Source organism: Dehalococcoidia bacterium (assembly GCA_030648205.1).
In the GTDB taxonomy this organism is placed as follows: Bacteria; Chloroflexota; Dehalococcoidia; order JAUSIH01; family JAUSIH01; genus JAUSIH01.
Genome location: JAUSIH010000017.1, coordinates 1 through 17842, shown reverse-complemented (window position 1 = coordinate 17842; position 17842 = coordinate 1). Strand labels below are relative to the sequence as shown.

The window sequence follows — 17842 nt, the reverse complement described above, 5'->3', positions numbered from 1 at the left end:
AAGAAGACCTGGCCAGAGGTCACCTCGTACCCGTCGCGTCCCGCCAGGACGTGGGCGAGGGTGCTCTTCCCCGAGCCGTTGGGGCCCATGATGGCGTGGACCTCGCCCTGCTTGATGGAGAGGTTGATCCCCTTCAGGATCTCCTTCTCCTCGACGCGGGCGCAGAGGTTCTTGATCTCGAGCATTCCGTCCATCCGTTGAAAAGAGGGGCGCCGGTGGGACCGCAAAGCGGGCCGGTTCGCCCCTACATGCCTGTCGTGCGTGATGCCCATTAGCCCACGCCGCTCTCGAGCGAGACGCCGAGGAGCTTCTGGGCCTCCACGGCGAACTCCATCGGCAGCTCTTTGAAGACGTCCTTGCAGAAGCCGTTGATAATCATGTAGTGCGCGTCCTCCGGGGACATGCCCCGCTGCTGGCAGTAGAAGAGCTGCTCCTCGTTGACCTTGGATGTGAAGGCCTCATGCTCCACCCGGGCCGTCGGGTTGCGCACCTCGATGTAGGGCACGGTGTGGGCGCCGCAGTTGTCCTTGATGAGCAGGGACTCGCACTGGGTGAAGTTCCGTGCGTTCTCCGCCGAGGGCATGATCTTGACCAGCCCGCGGTACGTATTCTGCCCGTGTCCGGCGGAGATGCCTTTGGCGATGATCGTGCTCTTGGTGTTCTTCCCTAGGTGGGTCATCTTGGTGCCCGTGTCCGCCTGCTGATAGTTGTTCACCAGCGCCACGGAGTAGAACTCGCCGACCGAGTTGTCGCCCTGCAGGATGACGCTGGGATACTTCCACGTGATGGCGGAGCCCGTCTCCACCTGCGTCCAGGAGATCTTGGAGTTTCTGCCCTGGGCTTTCCCGCGCTTGGTGACGAAGTTGTAGACGCCGCCCTTGCCTTCCTTGTCGCCCGGATACCAGTTCTGGAGCGTGGAGTACTTGATCTGGGCGTTGTCCAGCGCGACAAGCTCCACCACCGCGGCGTGCAACTGGTTCTTCTTGCGGATGGGCGCGGTGCAACCCTCCAGGTAGCTGACGTAGCCGCCCTCGTCGGCGACGATGAGCGTCCGCTCGAACTGCCCGGAGTCCGCCTGATTGATGCGGAAGTAGGTCATCAGCTCCAGCGGGCAGCGCACGTCCTTGGGGATGTAGACAAAGGAGCCGTCGCTAAACACCGCCGAGTTGAGGGCGGCGTAGAAGTTGTCCGAGTAGGGGACCACGGAGCCGAGGTACTTCCGCACCAGGTCCGGGTGGTTCCTGACGGCCTCGCTGAAGGAACAGAAGACGACCCCGTGCTTCTCCAGTGTCTTCTTGTACGTGGTCGCGACGGAGACGCTGTCGAAGACCGCGTCCACGGCCACACCGGCGATCTTCTTTTGCTCCTCAAGCGGAATGCCCAGCTTGCCGAACGCTTTCAGCATCTCCGGGTCCACTTCATCCAGGCTTTTGGGGCCGCTGTTCTTGGAGACGGGAGCGGAATAGTAGATGATATCCTGGAAGTCAACGGGGGGATGATGAATCATGGCCCACGTCGGCTCTTCGTAATTCAGCTTGGTCCAGTGGCGGTAGGCGCGGAGCCGCCACTCCAGCATCCAGTCAGGCTCGCCCTTCTTCGCCGAGATAAGACGGACGATGTCCTCGTTCAGGCCCTTGGGGGCGACGTCGGCGTCAACGTCGGTGACGAAGCCCCACTTGTATTCGGAGTCGGCAAGCCCTTCTCGCCGGGATATGACTCGTTGTGCTGGCATGACTGCTGCCTCCGCGCTGTCGGGTTTGTCGAGTCAGGGAGTCAACAACCCTGGTTTTAGAATAACACGCGCGGCGCGGTTGTGCAACAGGGGGCAAGCCGTGGCGAGGGCGATGCGCGGCGAGGCGTGGGACCTCTATCATTGGTCAGTGGTCATGCCAGTCCTTAGCTGTTCGGGGAAGCGCGCGGACGTTAGGAATTGACCACTGACACTGTCACCAGGCGGCCTTGACCGCGGAAGCTGTTAAAGCTATACTCCACGCTTGTGGGCCAGTAGCTCAGGCGGTTAGAGCGCGGTCCTGATAAGACCGAGGTCCCTGGTTCGAGTCCAGGCTGGCCCACCATTGTCTTGATGCTGGTGTTCCTGGTGCTCACGCTGCTGTTTTTCAAGTAAAGGTGTTGATGCGATGCAGTCTGCCCTGAGCGCACCGGTCTGGAGTAGCCTTCGCAAGAGGCTGTCTCGCACCTCCAGGGTGCTCTTGGCCCTGGATTTCGATGGAACCCTGGCTCCAATAGTGGAGGACCCTACCCAGGCAGCCATACCCCCTCGTACCCTCGCGCTCCTCAGGGCGCTGGCCGAGAGACCGGACTACCGCATCGCTATCGTGAGCGGACGAGCCCTTACAGATGTGCGCCGGAGGGTTGAAATCCCTCGAGCTATCTACGGTGGGAATCACGGACTGGAAGTCGAGATAGAAGGACGCCTATGGATGGCTCCCGGCGCTGAAGAAGCCAGTGGGGCTGTACAAGAAGCTGGGAAAGCACTGGGCGAGAAGCTCAAACGTTTACATGGTGTTGTCCTGGAAAACAAGGGAATCTCCATCAGCGTGCACTATCGTCAAGCGCCTGTAGGAGTGAAACAAACTTGTCTACGCTTATGCGGCCAAGCGCTAGATCCCTTTGTTGCCATGCGCAAGGTCAATGTGCTCCAGGGCAAGGAGGTAGTGGAGGTCCAACCTGCGCTGCCCTGGGACAAAGGGGCCTGTCTCCGGCACTTGGCGAAGCTGAGCCTTTCTGGAGACTACGGGCCGGGAGTATGCATCTTCCTGGGTGACGACACCTTTGATGAGCCAGCTTTCCGCGCTGTTCGCGACATGGGAGGGATTGGGATTTTCATAGGTGAGAAAGCCGACTCGGCAGCTGCTTTCTTTTTGCCCTCAACCACAAGCGTTGAAATCTTCCTCAGGCGCCTTGTGAGCATTTCGCGTAAACGATAGAATTCCCTTGGTGATGGCCTCCGGCAACTCTTATCAGGCCAGCATATAGCCCTTGCAGCGAGGTTCTCTTTAGATGCTGGAAAGTATGACTAGCACTCCCTGGGGTCAGGTAGCCACGGGCGGTGCTTCCTTCATCATCCTGGTCCTGGCGTGGCTCCGCCTGCTGGCTACCGCCCGCTCCCTGCTAAAAGGGGGCCTGGGGCACATGCAAGTGGAGGGCTTGAGTTCCCTATTGGAGCGATCCCTCACGCTATTGCGTATATGGGGTCTGCTCGGTTGTGCCTTTTTTGCAGCAAAGCTGGCTGGCGCCATGGAGACCAGCTTATCCCAACCACTGGCAGAAGCGCTTTTGGGCATGCTGATAGTTCTGATGGGTGCCACAATGACGGAAGGGGTATGGCGCCTTGTTGGTCATTTCTTGGCAGCAGCAAAGACGCCGCAGCCCCTTGTTAAATTCGCTCAGGTAAGCGCCCTCCTCAGTTTCGGCTATCTCACACTCCTGATCCTGGTGGCTGAGATTAATATCTCCGTCACCCCTCTTCTGGGCCTCGGTGCGCTGGGTGCAATCCCTCTTCTCCTAGTGCTGCAGGACAGCGCTTCCGACCTCTTCTTTTACTTCCGTTTGATGCGGCGGCAGCATCTGAGGATCGGTGACTTCGTCCGCCTTGAAAACGGTGTGGCCGGGCACGTCGAGTCCGTCACCTGGCAGGATGTGAGAATCCTGACTCCTGCCAATAACCTGGTGGTCATCCCCAACCGGCGCCTGGCCAGGATGATCGTGACCAACTTTCATCTACCCAGCAAGCGCACCGCGCTGACCATTCCCATCGTGGTCACCAGAGGCCCGTCTCCTGAGGCCATAAAGTCCATTCTTGCAGACGAGCTTCAGCAGGCGGTGCACGAGCTCCCTGGCCTGGCGCCTGACGTGGCTCCCGAGATAAGAATGGCCTCAGACACAACATCTCCGGGTAGCTCCTTTGTGGTCCTTTGCCAGGTTGAGGATGTGGACTTGGTTGAAGGGGTGGAGCGGGAGGTGGTAAGACGAGTCGCACGCCGCTTCAGGAAAGAAGAGATTCAGAGCCCCTTGCTGGATTCTGTCCTAGGGGAAGATACAGTAACCGAGCACAGCAGGAGCAGCCAGGACCTGAAGTTCCTGGCCCAGAGCAAGTTTGGGGATGTCACATTTGTGGTCGCCTCTAACAGGGAGCCCTACATTCACTCCTTTGAGGGTCGGTCCATCCACTGGGACAAGCCTGCCAGCGGCATGACCACTGCCCTGGACCCGATCATGCGTTCTCTCGGAGGAGTCTGGGTTGCCGTGGGCAGCGGCAATGCGGACCGCGAGGTCAGTGATACCTATGGCCGGATTCCTGTGCCACCGGACAGACCTGCTTATACTCTGCGCCGCCTCTGGCTCACCAAGCAGCAGGAGGAGCGCTATTACAACGGCTTCAGCAATAGCGCCCTCTGGCCCCTGTGCCACACGGTCTATGTCCGCCCCAAGTTTGACGCGGATGAGTGGAAGTGCTATGAGGAAGTGAACCGCCTGTTTGCCAAGGCCATTCTAGAAGAGACAAGAGGAAAGAGGGCCTTTGTCTTCCTGCAGGACTACCATCTGGCTCTTGTTCCCAGGCTACTGAGGGATGCTGGGGCCAATGTCACCGTGGCTCATTTCTGGCATATACCCTGGCCTACCAGTGAGGTATTTCGGACGTGCCCCTGGGCCGAACATATCATTGAGGGCCTCCTGGGCGCCGATCTCCTGGGCTTCCATACACGCTACCACTGCAACAACTTCCTGGCGACCGTGGACAGGACTGTCGAAAGCCGTGTGGACTACGGACGATACAGTGTTACGCGCCGGGGACGCCAAAGCTTGGTCAGGCCTTTCGGCATCAGTATTGATTTTGAGGCCATCTCGCAGGGCGTTGCCAGCCCGCCGGTCCAACGGGAGCGGGCGCGATTTCTGCAGGAACTAGCCATCCCCAACGGCTATATCGGATTGGGTGTTGACCGACTGGACTACACCAAGGGTATTCCGGAGCGGCTAAGAGCTATAGACCGCTTCCTGGGTTCGCACCCGGAGTACAAGGGGAAGTTTACCTTTATCCAAGTGGCAGTCCCCAGCCGCTCACAGGTCGAAGAGTACCGAGATGAGGAAGACAAGGTTCAACGCCTGGTAGAGGAGGTGAACTGGCGCCACAAGACGGGCCTCTGGCAACCTATCATTTACCTGCACCGCTATTTCCCCAGCACCTCCTTGTGGGCCCTCTACTCCTTGGCTGACCTGTGCATCGTCAGTTCCCTTCACGACGGGATGAATCTTGTAGCCAAGGAGTACGTGGCGGCGAAGACCGATGGAAAGGGCGTGCTCATCCTCAGCAAGTTCACAGGGGCTGCTACCGAGTTCACTGATGCCCTTCTCGTGAACCCTTACGATACCGAACAACTCGCCCAGACGATCAGGCAGGGGCTAGAGATGCACCCTTCCGAGCAGGACCGACGGATGAAGCGCATGAGGGCCTACCTCTACGAAAATGACATCTACCACTGGGCCATCCGTGTCCTAAACGAGCTGGTAAGGGTTGAGCCAACTACCGTCGAGTCCTTACTTACGGCTGAACAGTAAGGCGCTCCACCTAAGCAGCCCATCGCTACCGAGCTACGGTAAACGAACACCTCAACAGCAGTCCTCTCAGCCTCGGTGCCAAGTCGGCCCGCAAGAAGTTCGAGCACTGTCCAGGGATTCCCACCACCGAATCCCGCCCCGTTTCCCGGACCCCGCGTCTCGGCCTGCCGTCTCCCTCGTTTGCGCTAACGCCCGCTTGCCGGCTGCGACGCCGTGGCGGACGCTGGAGTGGCGGCCAGCGTCACGGATTCTGCCATCTTACGCTTGTCACGGTGTGCGCCCTTGTGCTAGTATGTGCTCTGAGCGGACGGAGAATTCCCGGTTAGGGAGAGTGAGACACCTATGGTGATGCTGAAGGAATGGTACACGGTGGAAGAAGCCGCTAAATACCTCGGCGTTTCAAGGCGGACGATTTACAAGCTAAGCAAGGAGGGCCGTCTCCGCACGCACATTCTGAGCAAGGGGCGCACCCGTCGCTTCCGCAAGGAGGACTTGGACAAGGTGCCCCAGCCCTTGGAAAGTGGGGCTGAGCAGCGGGAGATCGAAGCCTTAATAGCGCTTTCCGCTGCTGGCGACCCACTGCTAGCTGAGCTTTGGAGCAACGAAAAGGATGCCGCCTACGACACAATATAAGCGCGGAGACGTGGTCCTGGTTAACTTCGTGTTCTCAGAGGAGACCGGAGTGAAACGCAGACCCGCACTGGTGGTAAGCTCAGATGCCTATCATCAGGGCAGGCAAGAAACTATTATTGCAGCTATCACGAGCAATGTTGGTCGCCTTCTGATTGGCGACCATAGTATCTCCAAGTGGGAGGAGGCTGGTCTCCTCTATCCCTCCGTGGTCACGGGGATAATCAGAACGACAAAACAATCCATGGTCTCCCGGCGACTGGGCGCACTTGCTGAGTCCGACATGCGCGGAATCGAGGCTAAGCTGCGGCAGGTGTTGGGGTTGTGAGGCGTAAGAAAGCGGATGAGATGTTTTACCAGACGACCAGCAGAGTCACTGACCGCTGGCCAAGAGTTCTCTAAGCCTTAGCACCAGGTCGGGCCGCAGAAGGTTCGAGTAGTGTCCACAGAGGCCCACCACCGTATCCCGCCCCGTTTCCCGGACCCCGCGTCTCGGCCTGCCGTCCCTCGTTTGCGCTACCGCCCGCTTGCCGGCTGCGCCGACCCCGTGGCTGACGCTGGAGTGGCGGCCAGCGTCACGCTGTAGCGCTCGGCCAGCGTCTGGAGTCCGACGGCCACGCGGGCGCGCATGTCGTCAATGGCTATTTGCTCCCGCTCGTAGGCCTGCCACGCGGCGCCGTCGTACGGGGCCCAGGTGTCCCGCAGGGACTGAAGGGCGGTCAACTCTCGAAGCGTCGCGTCCGCAAGGAGGTCGGCCAGAGGCCGGGCCGGCGAGTCGCGGCGGAGCGCCTGGGCGCTGGCCGTGATGCCCCGGAACTTCTGGACGAAGCCATCCAGCTTGGTGGACACGTCGTCACGTTTGCAGTTGCCGTTCTGGTTCCGCCAGCTATCGTAGTCGTTGGAGAAGGCGTCCCAATCGCGCGTCAACGTGGCGAACGTGTCGCTGAACGCGTCCAGCTCGTCCTGCCGGTCTAAGGCGATGCGCTGCGCCAGTTGCGTGAGCGCATCCGCGGCGGTCCGCCGCTCCGTCATCGCGACGCGCCGGTCACGCTCGAACGTCTCAAAGAGTGTGGGGTCGTCCGGCTTGTACCTGTCTCGCAGGCGCACCAGAGCGCCCGTCTCCCTGTCGCCCGCTCTGATGAGAGCCTCCGCGGTTGAGACGACCACCGAAGACCGGGGGAGGGCCTGAATCCGTGCGAATATGCCCTGGAATCGCTGGGTGAAGACCTGGAGGTCCGCCGCGGTCTGGGCGACAGCCCTGCTCGCCTCCCGTCCGCGCCAAGCGTCCCATTCGGTATGAAAACTGTCCCAGTCAGAGGCGGCGTTATCCCAGGCGGAGCGGAATTGCACAACCGCCTGCTGCTGCTCGGAGACCTTGACAGTCTTGAGTCGCGCGGCCTGGTCTATGACCCCGCGGCGCGACTGCTGGGAATCCTGGCGGTCCCGCTCGTACACCGCAAAGGCGCCCTGGTCTCCGGGCCGCCACGAGTCGCGCAGCCGCTGCAGGGACTGTTCCTGCTGGTTGGCCACGTCGGCGAGCGACTCCACCACGGGCCGCGTCAGGGATGTCCGGTTAAGGCTGATGGTCCGGTCGCGCAGGCCATCGAAGCGGGTGACCCAGTTCCGCAGGTCCTGGGTCATGGCCGCCGCGCTGCACGTGGTCTCGGAGGTGCGCCACTGCTGGAACTCCTGGCGGAAGGCGGTCCACTGCTGGGAGACGCCCTGGTTCGACATTGCGAAGGAGCCGATAAGCTGGCGACTGTTGTCCGGCGTGGGCGTAGGTTGAGGGGGGATGGCGACCGGCGCGGGAGTAGTAGAGGCGCGCGTTGGGGTGGGTACAAGACTGGCGGCCTCTGGCTCACGGCTCGGAACCGCCGGCCGGAGCTGGCGCGCTCCGAGCGCTCCCGCGGCCACTCCAATGACCAGAACGAGGGCAAGGACTGCTAGAGAAAACCAGAACTTGGCCATAGGTGGAAATCCTCCCCTCCTCACGTTATTTGCCTGATGGCGTTGGGCTGGGTGTCGGTGATGGCGTCGGCGGCGGCTCCGGCGTGGGCGTCGGCGCTGGCGTCGGAGTCGGCGGCGGTGATCGCGGCGTAGGGGTCGGCACACGAGTCGGCAGCGGCGTTGCCGTGGCGGCCGGCGATGGCGTCGGCGTCGGCTGCGGGAAGGTGATGATGGCGAGGGTGTCGCTGACGAGCCGCCGCCGGAAGTTCCCGCCGCGGAGTTGCTCTACAGCGTCCCGAATGCTGACCTCGTTCTCCGCCATGACCAGAAGCACGTAGCGTCCGCCTGACGACGTGAGCGAGAATATCTGGGCCCCGCTCCGGTTCAAGTCGGCGGTGAACGGTGTGCGCACCGTGCCGCTTACTGTGATGCGCTGCTCCCGCAGGTACTGCTCAACCCTGCCGGCGTCGCTCCACAGGGCCAGAATGACGCTGTCGCGCAGAGGGTCTTCTTCCGTTTTGATGTTCACCGTCCTGCCCCCCGTGGTCAGGACCTCCTTCATGTCGCTGGCCGCTGTCACCAGCGCGGGCCGCGTTGCGACCACGTCCACGGCGTCCCGAAAGACTCCGGGGAAGTCCGCCAGGACGAAGGTGCGCTCAGATGTGGTCAGATAGTCGGCCAGGTTGGACATGAACAGGCCGTTATCGGCGTTGGCGTTGAAGGGGTCGGTCATGAAGGTCAGGTCGCTCAGCACGATAAAGCGTCCCTGGGCTGCCTCCGCCGCCACTGCGAAGGGGTTGGCGCCGCGTTCCACCATGGAGGACACGGTGTTCTCGTCGCCGAAGATGAGGCCCCCCGACGCCGCGCGCAGCGACGAGCTGGTGTAGAAGACGACCTGCCGCAGCCCACGCGTGAGGGGGTGAGGTCGGAAATTGCGGAAGATGACGTTCTTGAAGTTGGCGTCGTGCTCCTTGACGTTGTAGAGGTAGTCGTCCTCCACGGTGATGCCAAAGGCGCTGGACAGGGTGTTCACGCGGCTGGGGCGGGTGGGGTCCGCCACCAGCATCACCTTGCCGCCGCGGCGCACGAAGTCCCGTACGACGTCAATCTCCGTCGCGGAATAGGGAGCGCCCGGCATGACGGACAGGAGGGCGTCCGCGCCCCGCAGCCGAGCGGCCAGCGCCTGGCCGCGGTCTTCGGCGCTGCTGCCCCGCGCCCATTCCACGGTGAACCCGCGGTCCGTGATGCGGCTCAAGAAGGCGCTCACCTCGTCTTCCGCGAATTCATTGGCGTGGAGCGTGTCCACTACCAGCGTGCCGTGGCGAGGCGTGACCGGTGACTCCGCTACAGCCGGAGATATGAGGCGGGGGACGGCCAGGTCCAGCACCTGGGGCGTCCTGGCCGTGGACACGTAGAGGCCCTGATAGAAAACGATGGCCATGACCAGGAAGGTCAGGACAGCCACAAGGAGAAAGATGGCGAACTTTCTCACGGTGTCCTACTTTGTGGGTTCAACATAAAGATAATAGAACCTGTGGTAGCGGCTCTCGTCGCCGGGCGGCGCCGGTTGCGCGTTCGCGGAGGCGGCCGCCAGCGGGGGTGACGGCTTGGGGATTGAAAAATACGCAACGCCCAGGGACTTGCGGTATTCCTCAATGACGTCAACGGTGCCGTAGTTGCGAAGGCCCGCCAATTCAGCCGCCTTGGCTACGGCGTCGTCCGTGGTGCCCAGCGCGTCCACAACCCCAATGCGGGCGGCGTCAATCCCCAGATAAATGCGCCCGTCGGACAGCTCCTCGGGCTTCAGCTTCAGCCGGTCGCCGCGCTGCGCGAAGACTATCCGCACGAAGGCGTCCTTCAATACCTCCAGCATGCTGATGTACTGCTGCCGCGAGCCGCCGGTCAGTTTGAACGGCCCTGTTGACACGATCTGCTCGCTCGGTGGGGCCGAGCCGGGCAGGGTGATAATCACGCCCACGTTGCCGACAAAGGAGGAAGGCCCGGCATAGATGTAGTCGCCCGCCGAGGCCATCATGTAGCCGCCGCTGGCGGCGATCCAGCCAATGGAAAACACCACTGGCTTCGTCTGACGCACCCGCAGGATGTCCTGATAGAGTTGCTCGCTGGCCGCCGCGGAGCCGCCGGGGCTGGTAATTTCGATAGCCAGCGCCTTGATGCGCTTGTCCCGTTCCGCGAACTTCAGCACGTCCTCAATTTGAGCCGTGCTGAAGTCGTCTATCTGGAAGTAGGGAAGGCGGACGATGCCCACATAGGGTCTGCCCGGCGCGACGTAATAAAACACGAGGGCGGCGGCAAGAATGCCCAGTACCACAGCCACTCCATACGCGAGAGGCCCCTGTGGGATGGTCCGCCGTAGCGTTCGCAACTTGTCCTGGACAGTCATCTGTGGACCTCGCCGTTTCCTGCGAAGGTAAGCAGTTTGCATCATGATATGCCCTGCGCTTTTTAGCGTCAAGCGAAAGGCAACGAGTAATGTTGCCCTGACGAGATGCAGGGTGGTAGAATAGATATACTCCGTGGCTGAAGGCCGCGGAATAGTTTTTCAACCCGCTGGTCGGAGCGGCAGGCAAGGCAGGATGACCACCAAGACGTCTCTTACGTGTCAGAAGGCCGCCCTTTCGGATGTGCCTCAGATTCACGCGCTCATCGGCCTGTACGCCCGCAAGGGGGACCTGCTTTTTCGTTCCATAGGCGAGGTGTATGAGGCGCTGCGCGATTTCTACGTCGTTCGCGACGGCGAGCGGCTGGTGGCCTGCGGAGCGCTTCATATCTACTGGGAGGACCTGGCCGAGGTAAAGTCGCTGGCGGTGGTCGAGGACATGCAGGGGCGCGGCCTGGGCCAGGCCGTCGTGGAGTCCTGCCTCGCGGAGGCGCGGGACTTGCACATCCACGCCGTTTTCGCTCTGACGTTGCGCCCCGGCTTCTTCGAGAAGCTGGGTTTTGAACGCGTTGACCTGATGGACCTGCCCCGCAAGGTTTTCCACGAGTGCCTGCGTTGCCCCAAGCTCGCCCAGTGCAACGAGATCGCCGTCATCCTGCGTCTGACGTAGCCGTGGGCACGGAGCGCACGCAGCAGTCGCGCCTCATCTACAAAGGGCGCATCCTTAATCTACGTGAAGACCTGATAGAGCTGTCCGGCGGACGCACGGCCAAGCGCGAGATAGTAGAGCACCAGCCCGCCGTCGTGATGGTGGCTTTGGACGGCGGGGACAACGTCATTCTGGTGCGGCAGTACCGCAAAGCGGTGGAAGCCGAGCTGATGGAGGCCCCCGCGGGCGGTCTGAACGATGGCGAGTCTCCTGAGCAGGGCGCGCAGCGGGAGCTGGAGGAGGAGACGGGATTCCGTGCTGGAAGGCTCCAGTCCATGGGGGGCTTCTACAGCGCGCCGGGCTTTTGCACCGAGTACCTGCACGCCTTCCTGTGCACCGACCTCCGCCGGGTAGGCGCGCGTCCAGAGGAGGACGAGGAGATTACGGTCGTGCCCACACCCGTGGCGCGCATACCGGAACTGATCCGCACGGGCCAGATACGGGATGCCAAGAGTGTCGCGGGGCTGCTCATGTATCTGTCCCTCTACCGTCCACGCTGAAGGGTACGGACGTCCTCCGGATTCTTCATGCTTTCGGCGACACGCCGGCTTGCTCCGCAGTTGTTTTGGCTCCACTAATGTGGGAAAGAGGCGGGACTCCGGTTCCGCCTTTCGCGTTTTCGGAAAGGTACACATGGGAGACGCAAACGCTCAGGCCATGCGCAAGGTGACCATTCGCATCGAAACAGAGAGCGACTTCCGCGCCAGCGAGGTGGTGGCCGACCTGCGGAACGCGGCGGAAGTCCTGTACTCCCCGCTGCGTGGAGTGGGCTTTTGGGACGACCGCATGGGCGGGATGCATCCCTGCACGTACAGGGAGCGGGGTGAGGCATGTCCTCATGTTCTGCCGCCTGACAGCCCGGCCTACATCCCGTACAGCGAGACGCTGGGGAGGCGCATGAAGGCCGTGCTGGAGGTGCGCTTCCCCCACGCTCAGGTCACTATCTACCTGGCGTAGCGTGGAGCGGAGAGGCCACGGAGAAGCGATGCGCCGCGCTCTGCCGGACTACCTGGCGCCCGGCTTGGACATCGTCTTTGTCGGCATCAATCCCGGCCTCTATTCCGCAGCGCGGCGTCACTACTACGCCCGCCCCGCGAACCTCTTCTGGCGGGCGCTCCATGAGTCCGGCCTGACTCCTGAGCGCCTGGGGCCGGAGGACGACGAGCGTCTGTCCACATTTGGCCTGGGGCTGACCGACGTGGTGGCCCGTGCCTCGCGCGGGTCCGGCGACCTCTCCGCAGAGGAGCTGGCGCGCGGCGGGCGGGCCTTGCTGGCCAGGGTGCGCCGCTATGCGCCTCGCATCATCTGCTTCAACGGTCTCACGGGATACCGTGCCTGCTTCGGGCGGGCGGCGACGCCGGGGCTTCAGCCCGACCGCGTCGGCGGGACGCGCGTGTACGTTGTCCCATCCACCAGCCGGCGGAACGCGGCGTACAGCCCGGAAGCCGTCATCGGCCACTTTCGAGCGCTCAAGCGATACCTGGACGATCTGAAGGGCAGTTGACACGGGGCGGCGTTCTCCCGCACAATCGGCGTGCGGCGAGAAGCAAACCTGCCCAGTTATTTCTGCGTCGCGGAAGGAGTTGTACGCATGATCATTGTGGACACCCATTGCCATGCCGGCGTCGAGAAGTACGAGCCTCTGGAGGTGCTGCTGTACCAGATGCACCGCTGCGGTGTGGACAAGGCCACCATTGTGCAGCACCTGGGACAGTACGACAACCGCTATTTGCTGGAGGGTGCGCGGCGCTTCCCCGGTCGCTTCGCCATCATCGGCATGGTGGACACGGAGAAGCCAGACGCGCCCAGGACGCTGGAGCGATGGGCGAAGGATGGACTGCAGGGCATTCGGTTCCGCGCTAGTTGGCGTTCTCCCGGCAATGACCCCCTGGCCATTTGGAAGAAGGCGTTGGACCTGGGGCTGGTCGTGAGCTGCCTCGGTGACGAGGGGGAGCTGTCCGCGCCGGAGTTCCAAAAGCTGGTGAAGTCGTTTCCGAAGCTCAGAATAATCATCGAGCATATCGGCCGGGCAGGCCGGGACGAGAAGCCGCCCTACACCCTGTTCAGGAAGGTCTTGAAGCTGGCCTAGTTGCCCAACACGTACATGAAGATTCCCGGCTACGGAGAGATTTGCGTCCCGCCTTTCCCGTTCAAGAACATTCCCCCGTTCATGGAAATGGCACTGGATGCGTTCGGCCCCCGGCGTCTGATGTGGGGGAGCGACTGGCCGCCCGTCGTCATGCGCGAGGGGTATCGCAACGCCCTCCAATCCACACTTCAGAATTTCCCGGCGAAGGACAAAGACAAGGAGTGGGTCTTCGGGAAGACCGCGCTCTCCCTGTTTAAGTTCGACAAGGCGTAGCCAGCGCTACACGCAGAAAGGGGGCGGACCTGTGTCCGCCCCCTTTGCGTTTGGCTGTTCTGGTGCGATTGCGGCGGGCGCTATCGGGCCAGTACTTCCGGCTGGCGCCACTTGGCTTTGCCCTCCTGCAGGGCGTCGCCGCCGTAGATATCGTTCACGACGATGACGGGGAACTTCTCCACGGTCAGCTTGCGGACCGCCTCGGTGCCCAGGTCGTCGTACGCGATGACCTCCGCCGACTTGATGTACTTGGCCAGCAGCGCGCCCGCGCCGCCCACGGCCCCAAAGTACACCGCCTTGTTCTTGACCAGTGCCTCGCGCACTGCGGGGCCGCGGCCCGCCTTGCCGATGATTCCCTTCAGGCCCGCCTCCAGCAGCGGGGGCGTGTACGGGTCCATCCGGTAGGACGTGGTCGGGCCGGCGGAGCCTATGACCTGTCCCGGCTTGGGCGGCGTGGGACCCACGTAGTAGATAATCTGCCCGCGGATGTCAAAGGGCAAAGGCTTGCCCTGATTGAGCGCCTCGATTAACCGCTTGTGGGCGGCGTCGCGGGCGGTGTAGATGACGCCGGTGATGGTCACGTGGTCGCCTGTGTGGAGCTTGGCCAGCACCTCGTCGGTGAGGGGCGGAACGATATCCAGCGGAATGGTAGTCATGGCAGACCGTCCTTTGTAACCCGCTTGTGTCAGGCCAGCACGCGCACGTCTGGCCCGTTCACTCCCGCGAAGAATATGGCGTTTAGATGACGACCGTCTTCTGACGGGCGCTGTGGCACTGGAGGTTGACGGCCACGGGCAGACTCGTGATGTGGGTCGGGAAGGTCTCCACGTGGACCGCCAGCGCCGTCGTCCGTCCGCCCCACGCCTGGGGCCCGATGCCGAGGGCGTTGACCCTCTCTAGGAGCTCCTCTTCCAGTTCGGCAGTTTCAGGGTCCGGGCTGTGCTGGCCCACGGGCTGGCGCATGATGGCCCTCTTGGCCAGCAGCACGGCCTTGTCCGCCGAGCCTCCCACGCCCACGCCCACGATGACCGGCGGGCATGGGTTGCCGCCAGCCGATTCCACCGACTGCACCACGAAGTCAACCAGGCCCTTGCGACCGTCGGCGGGGCGCAGCATGGAGAGCTTGCTCATGTTTTCGCAGCCGCCCCCCTTGGGGATGACCGTGAGCTTCACCTGGTCGCCGGGGACAATCTCCGTATGGACGACGGACGGAGTGTTATCGCCGGTGTTCGTCCGGCTGGTGAAGGGATTCTTGGCGATGGACTTGCGGAGATACCCGTCGTTGTATCCCTTGCGCACGCCGGCCTGGATCGCCTCGTCCAGCGAGCCGCCCACGATGTGGGCATCCTGCCCGATGTCCACGAACACGAGGGTCGTCCCCGTGTCCTGGCACAGAGGCACCGACTGGCTTTTGGCTATCTGGGCGTTCTCGATAATGATGTTCAGGACGTGCTGCGCCCCGGGCGATTCCTCTTTCTCCCGCGCCTGTTTCAGCGCCTGGAGGACATCGTCCGGAAGGTCCGTGTTGGCGGTCATGCAGAGGCGTGCCACAGCTTCGGTAATGGCGCTCGCCTGGACATCCCGCACCTTGCTTTTGATTGAAGCTGCTCGTGCCATAACACTACCCCCGGAGGGAGACCGTTAGACGTGATGTTCGCAGCCGGACAGGCCCTCCGGTCTGAGTGGAGGGCCTGCCGTCGCTCTGTTTCAGTTCAGGCCTTGGACGCCATGACGTCCGCCAGCTCCTTGACGGCGTTGGCGGACTTCTGGAGGGCCGCCTGCTCTTCGGCGGTCAGCTTGATCTGAAGGATCTGCTCAATGCCCTGGCTGCCCAGCTTCACGGGCACGCCGACGCACAGGCCCTTGACGCCGTACTCACCGTCCAGCATGGCGCAGGCGGGCAGGATGCGCTTCTGGTCCAGGAGCACGGCCTGCACCATCTCCGCGGCTGCCGCGGATGGAGCGTAGTAGGCGCTGCCCGTCTTGAGGAGGCTGACAATCTCGGCGCCGCCGTCCTGCGTCCGCTTGACGATGGCCTTCAGCCTCTCCGCGGGGATGAGCTCGCTCACTGGGATGCCGCCCACTGTCGTGTAGCGGGTCAGGGGCACCATGGTGTCGCCGTGGCCGCCCAGGACGTACGCCTGCACGTCCCTGACGGACACACCCAACTCCTGGGCAAGGAAAGTGCGGAAGCGGGCAGTATCCAGGACGCCCGCCATGCCGAACACCTTGTTGCGGGACGACTTGCTCACCTTGAGGGCGAGCTGGGTCATGGCGTCCAGCGGGTTGGAGACGATGATGATGGTCGCGCTGGGCGAGTACTTGACCACTTGCTCCGTGACGCCGCCGACAATCTTCATGTTGGTGAAGAGCAGATCATCCCGGCTCATGCCCGGCTTGCGGGCGATGCCCGCGGTGATGACCACCACGTCGGAGTTGGCCGTGGACTCGTAGGTATTGGCGCCCGTGACCTTCGAATCGAATCCCAGAATGGGGCCGGACTCGAGCATATCCAGGGCCTTGCCCTGAGGCAGCCCTTCGACGATGTCCACGATGACGACGTCGCTGATGCCCCACTCGGCGACGCGCTGTGCCACCGTTGCGCCCACGTTGCCCGCACCAACCACCGTTACCTTGAACCGCATATGCTACTCCTTTTCCCTGCGCGTGGCCTACCACCCGCGTCGCTGGTACGATGCCAGGAGCGGGACGCTCCGTGAGGGCGCCATAGGCGTTCGCGCGGGTAAGCTTCGCTCTCTTACTTGGCCGCCGTCTTGCTGAGTTGCGCCATCCGGGCGATGACGGCGTCCGCCACCTGGGACGTTCCCACCGCCGTGGGGTCGTTCCGCGTCGGCTTCATGTCGTAGGTGAGGGACTTGCCTTCTCTGATGACGTCGGCCATGGCCCGTTCCATCAGGTCGGCCGCCTTGGTCTCTTTGAGCCAGCGGAGCATGAGGACGCCCGAGAGCATCTGAGCGAACGGGTTGACCTTGTTCTGCCCCGTGTACTTGGGCGCGCTGCCGTGGGTGGGCTCAAAGAGGGCCGTGTCCTTGCCGATGTTCGCGCCGGGCGCCATGCCCAGGCCGCCGATAAGCCCTGCGCAGAGGTCGGACAAGATGTCGCCGTAGAGGTTGGGGAGGACCAGCACGTCGTACTCCTGCGGCCGCTGCACGAGCTGCATGCACATGTTGTCCACGATGCGGTCCTCGAACTCGATGTCCGGGTACAGCTTGGCGACCTCGCGGGCGGTGGCCAGGAAGAGGCCGTCCGTGTACTTCATGATGTTCGCCTTGTGGACGGCGCTAACCTTCTTGCGCTTGTTCTCCCGCGCGTAGTCGAACGCGAACTTGACGATGCGGGTGGTGTTGGCGACAGAGATGGGCTTTATGCTGATGCCGGCGTCTTTCTGGATGCTCTTCTTCGCCAGCTTGTTGATGTGGTCAATGATCTCCAGGCAGTCCTTGGTGCCTTTCTCGAACTCAATGCCCGCGTACAGGTCCTCGGTGTTCTCGCGGACGATGACGAGGTCAATGTCCTTATAGAGCGAGCGCACCCCCGCGTACGACTTGCAGGGCCGCAGACAGGCGTACAGGTCGAGCGCCTGGCGCAGCGCCACGTTGACGCTGCGGAAGCCCGTCCCCACCGGAGTGGTGATGGGGCCTTTCATGGCGAGCTTGTTCTTGCGGATGGAGTCCAGAACGTGGTCCGGCATGACCGTGCCGAACTTCTTGATGGCCGTCTCGCCGCAGTCCTGGACTTCCCACTTGAAGGCGACGCCCGTGGCTTCCAGTACCCGTCGGGTCGCCTCCACCACTTCGGGGCCGATTCCATCTCCGGGGATGAGGGTGACGGTATAAGCCATGACACTGCTCCTTCTTCAGGCTCCGGCTGCAGGCCGTGCCGTTCGTTTATCCTATGACCGCCAGGATATCTCCCTTGGCGACCTTCGCGCCGGCCTTGAAGCCGAGCTTCTTGACTGTCCCGTCCGTCGGCGCGGGAAGGGCATTCTCCATCTTCATGGCCTCCAGGATGACCACCGTATCGCCCAGCTTGACGGCCTGGCCTTCCTGGACGTTGTATCGAATGACGATGCCGGGCATGGGGGCGCGGATGGCGCTCTCTCCCGCGGCCAGCGCCGTGGGCTGCCCTGCGGCCGCGGGCTTGGGCGCGGCGGGTGGAGGCGGAGGAGCGGCGGGCCGCGGCGCAACGGGCGGAG

The 17842-nt window shown here is 62.7% G+C and carries 18 protein-coding genes, 1 tRNA gene and 1 pseudogene; 10 read left to right on the top strand and 10 right to left on the bottom strand.

Annotation, left to right across the window (positions count from 1 at the left end; genetic code table 11):
* A partial coding sequence (locus Q7T26_02115; GenBank protein MDO8530953.1) for an ATP-binding cassette domain-containing protein occupies window positions 1-185 on the bottom strand: 185 nt, incomplete at its 3' end.
* A gap of 86 nt (window positions 186-271) precedes the next feature.
* Complete coding sequence (sufB, locus tag Q7T26_02110) at window positions 272-1732, bottom strand: Fe-S cluster assembly protein SufB (GenBank protein ID MDO8530952.1); 1461 nt, start codon at window positions 1730-1732, stop codon at window positions 272-274.
* A gap of 266 nt (window positions 1733-1998) precedes the next feature.
* Here sufB and Q7T26_02105 point away from each other — a divergent pair.
* From Q7T26_02105 to Q7T26_02085, 5 genes are all read left to right on the top strand, one after another.
* Window positions 1999-2075, top strand: a tRNA-Ile gene (locus Q7T26_02105).
* A 63-nt stretch (window positions 2076-2138) separates the two neighbouring features.
* A complete protein-coding gene (gene otsB, locus Q7T26_02100; protein ID MDO8530951.1) occupies window positions 2139-2948 on the top strand; it encodes a trehalose-phosphatase in 810 nt (269 codons plus the stop codon).
* 205 nt (window positions 2949-3153) lie between these two features.
* The gene (locus Q7T26_02095) at window positions 3154-5577 is read left to right on the top strand and encodes a trehalose-6-phosphate synthase (GenBank protein MDO8530950.1); all 2424 of its coding nucleotides are present in this window, start codon (window positions 3154-3156) and stop codon (window positions 5575-5577) included.
* Window positions 5578-5919: 342 nt separating this feature from the next.
* Entirely contained in the window at window positions 5920-6210 is a 291-nt protein-coding gene (locus Q7T26_02090) for a helix-turn-helix domain-containing protein (protein ID MDO8530949.1), read from the top strand.
* A complete protein-coding gene (locus Q7T26_02085) occupies window positions 6188-6535 on the top strand; it encodes a type II toxin-antitoxin system PemK/MazF family toxin (protein MDO8530948.1) in 348 nt (115 codons plus the stop codon). The genes Q7T26_02090 and Q7T26_02085 overlap by 23 nt, the downstream gene beginning before the upstream one ends.
* A gap of 188 nt (window positions 6536-6723) precedes the next feature.
* Here the strand turns inward: Q7T26_02085 and Q7T26_02080 are convergent, their stop codons facing one another.
* From Q7T26_02080 to Q7T26_02070, 3 genes are read right to left on the bottom strand one after another with little or no spacing between them, the layout of a single operon-like run.
* Entirely contained in the window at window positions 6724-8175 is a 1452-nt protein-coding gene (locus tag Q7T26_02080) for a hypothetical protein (protein ID MDO8530947.1), read from the bottom strand.
* Window positions 8176-8200: 25 nt separating this feature from the next.
* The gene (locus tag Q7T26_02075; GenBank protein ID MDO8530946.1) at window positions 8201-9646 is read right to left on the bottom strand and encodes a DUF4350 domain-containing protein; all 1446 of its coding nucleotides are present in this window, start codon (window positions 9644-9646) and stop codon (window positions 8201-8203) included.
* A 6-nt stretch (window positions 9647-9652) separates the two neighbouring features.
* Window positions 9653-10558 carry a S49 family peptidase gene (locus Q7T26_02070; protein MDO8530945.1) on the bottom strand — a complete coding sequence of 302 codons (906 nt, stop codon included), beginning with the start codon at window positions 10556-10558 and terminating at the stop codon, window positions 9653-9655.
* 193 nt (window positions 10559-10751) lie between these two features.
* On the opposite strand from Q7T26_02070, the gene Q7T26_02065 reads away from it, so the two are divergent.
* The 5 genes and pseudogenes from Q7T26_02065 (at window position 10752) to Q7T26_02045 (ending at window position 13626) form a co-directional block, all read left to right on the top strand.
* Window positions 10752-11225 (top strand): N-acetyltransferase, encoded by a 474-nt coding sequence (locus Q7T26_02065; protein ID MDO8530944.1) that lies wholly within the window; start codon window positions 10752-10754, stop codon window positions 11223-11225.
* Window positions 11226-11227: 2 nt separating this feature from the next.
* The gene (locus Q7T26_02060) at window positions 11228-11764 is read left to right on the top strand and encodes an NUDIX hydrolase (GenBank protein MDO8530943.1); all 537 of its coding nucleotides are present in this window, start codon (window positions 11228-11230) and stop codon (window positions 11762-11764) included.
* A 133-nt stretch (window positions 11765-11897) separates the two neighbouring features.
* Window positions 11898-12221 (top strand): hypothetical protein, encoded by a 324-nt coding sequence (locus Q7T26_02055; GenBank protein MDO8530942.1) that lies wholly within the window; start codon window positions 11898-11900, stop codon window positions 12219-12221.
* A gap of 28 nt (window positions 12222-12249) precedes the next feature.
* Window positions 12250-12768: a mismatch-specific DNA-glycosylase gene (locus tag Q7T26_02050; GenBank protein MDO8530941.1), complete on the top strand. Its 519-nt coding sequence runs from the start codon at window positions 12250-12252 to the stop codon at window positions 12766-12768.
* Between the two features lie 87 nt (window positions 12769-12855).
* A pseudogene (locus Q7T26_02045) lies at window positions 12856-13626 on the top strand (amidohydrolase family protein).
* Between the two features lie 80 nt (window positions 13627-13706).
* On the opposite strand, the gene Q7T26_02040 reads toward Q7T26_02045, so the two are convergent.
* The 5 genes from Q7T26_02040 to Q7T26_02020 form a co-directional block, all read right to left on the bottom strand.
* The gene (locus Q7T26_02040) at window positions 13707-14282 is read right to left on the bottom strand and encodes a Fe-S-containing hydro-lyase (GenBank protein MDO8530940.1); all 576 of its coding nucleotides are present in this window, start codon (window positions 14280-14282) and stop codon (window positions 13707-13709) included.
* An 82-nt stretch (window positions 14283-14364) separates the two neighbouring features.
* Window positions 14365-15243: a fumarate hydratase gene (locus tag Q7T26_02035; protein ID MDO8530939.1), complete on the bottom strand. Its 879-nt coding sequence runs from the start codon at window positions 15241-15243 to the stop codon at window positions 14365-14367.
* A gap of 95 nt (window positions 15244-15338) precedes the next feature.
* Entirely contained in the window at window positions 15339-16271 is a 933-nt protein-coding gene (gene mdh, locus Q7T26_02030) for a malate dehydrogenase (protein ID MDO8530938.1), read from the bottom strand.
* Between the two features lie 113 nt (window positions 16272-16384).
* Complete coding sequence (locus Q7T26_02025) at window positions 16385-17488, bottom strand: isocitrate/isopropylmalate dehydrogenase family protein (protein MDO8530937.1); 1104 nt, start codon at window positions 17486-17488, stop codon at window positions 16385-16387.
* A gap of 46 nt (window positions 17489-17534) precedes the next feature.
* On the bottom strand, window positions 17535-17842 hold a 308-nt coding region (locus tag Q7T26_02020), incomplete at its 5' end, for an acetyl-CoA carboxylase biotin carboxyl carrier protein subunit (protein ID MDO8530936.1).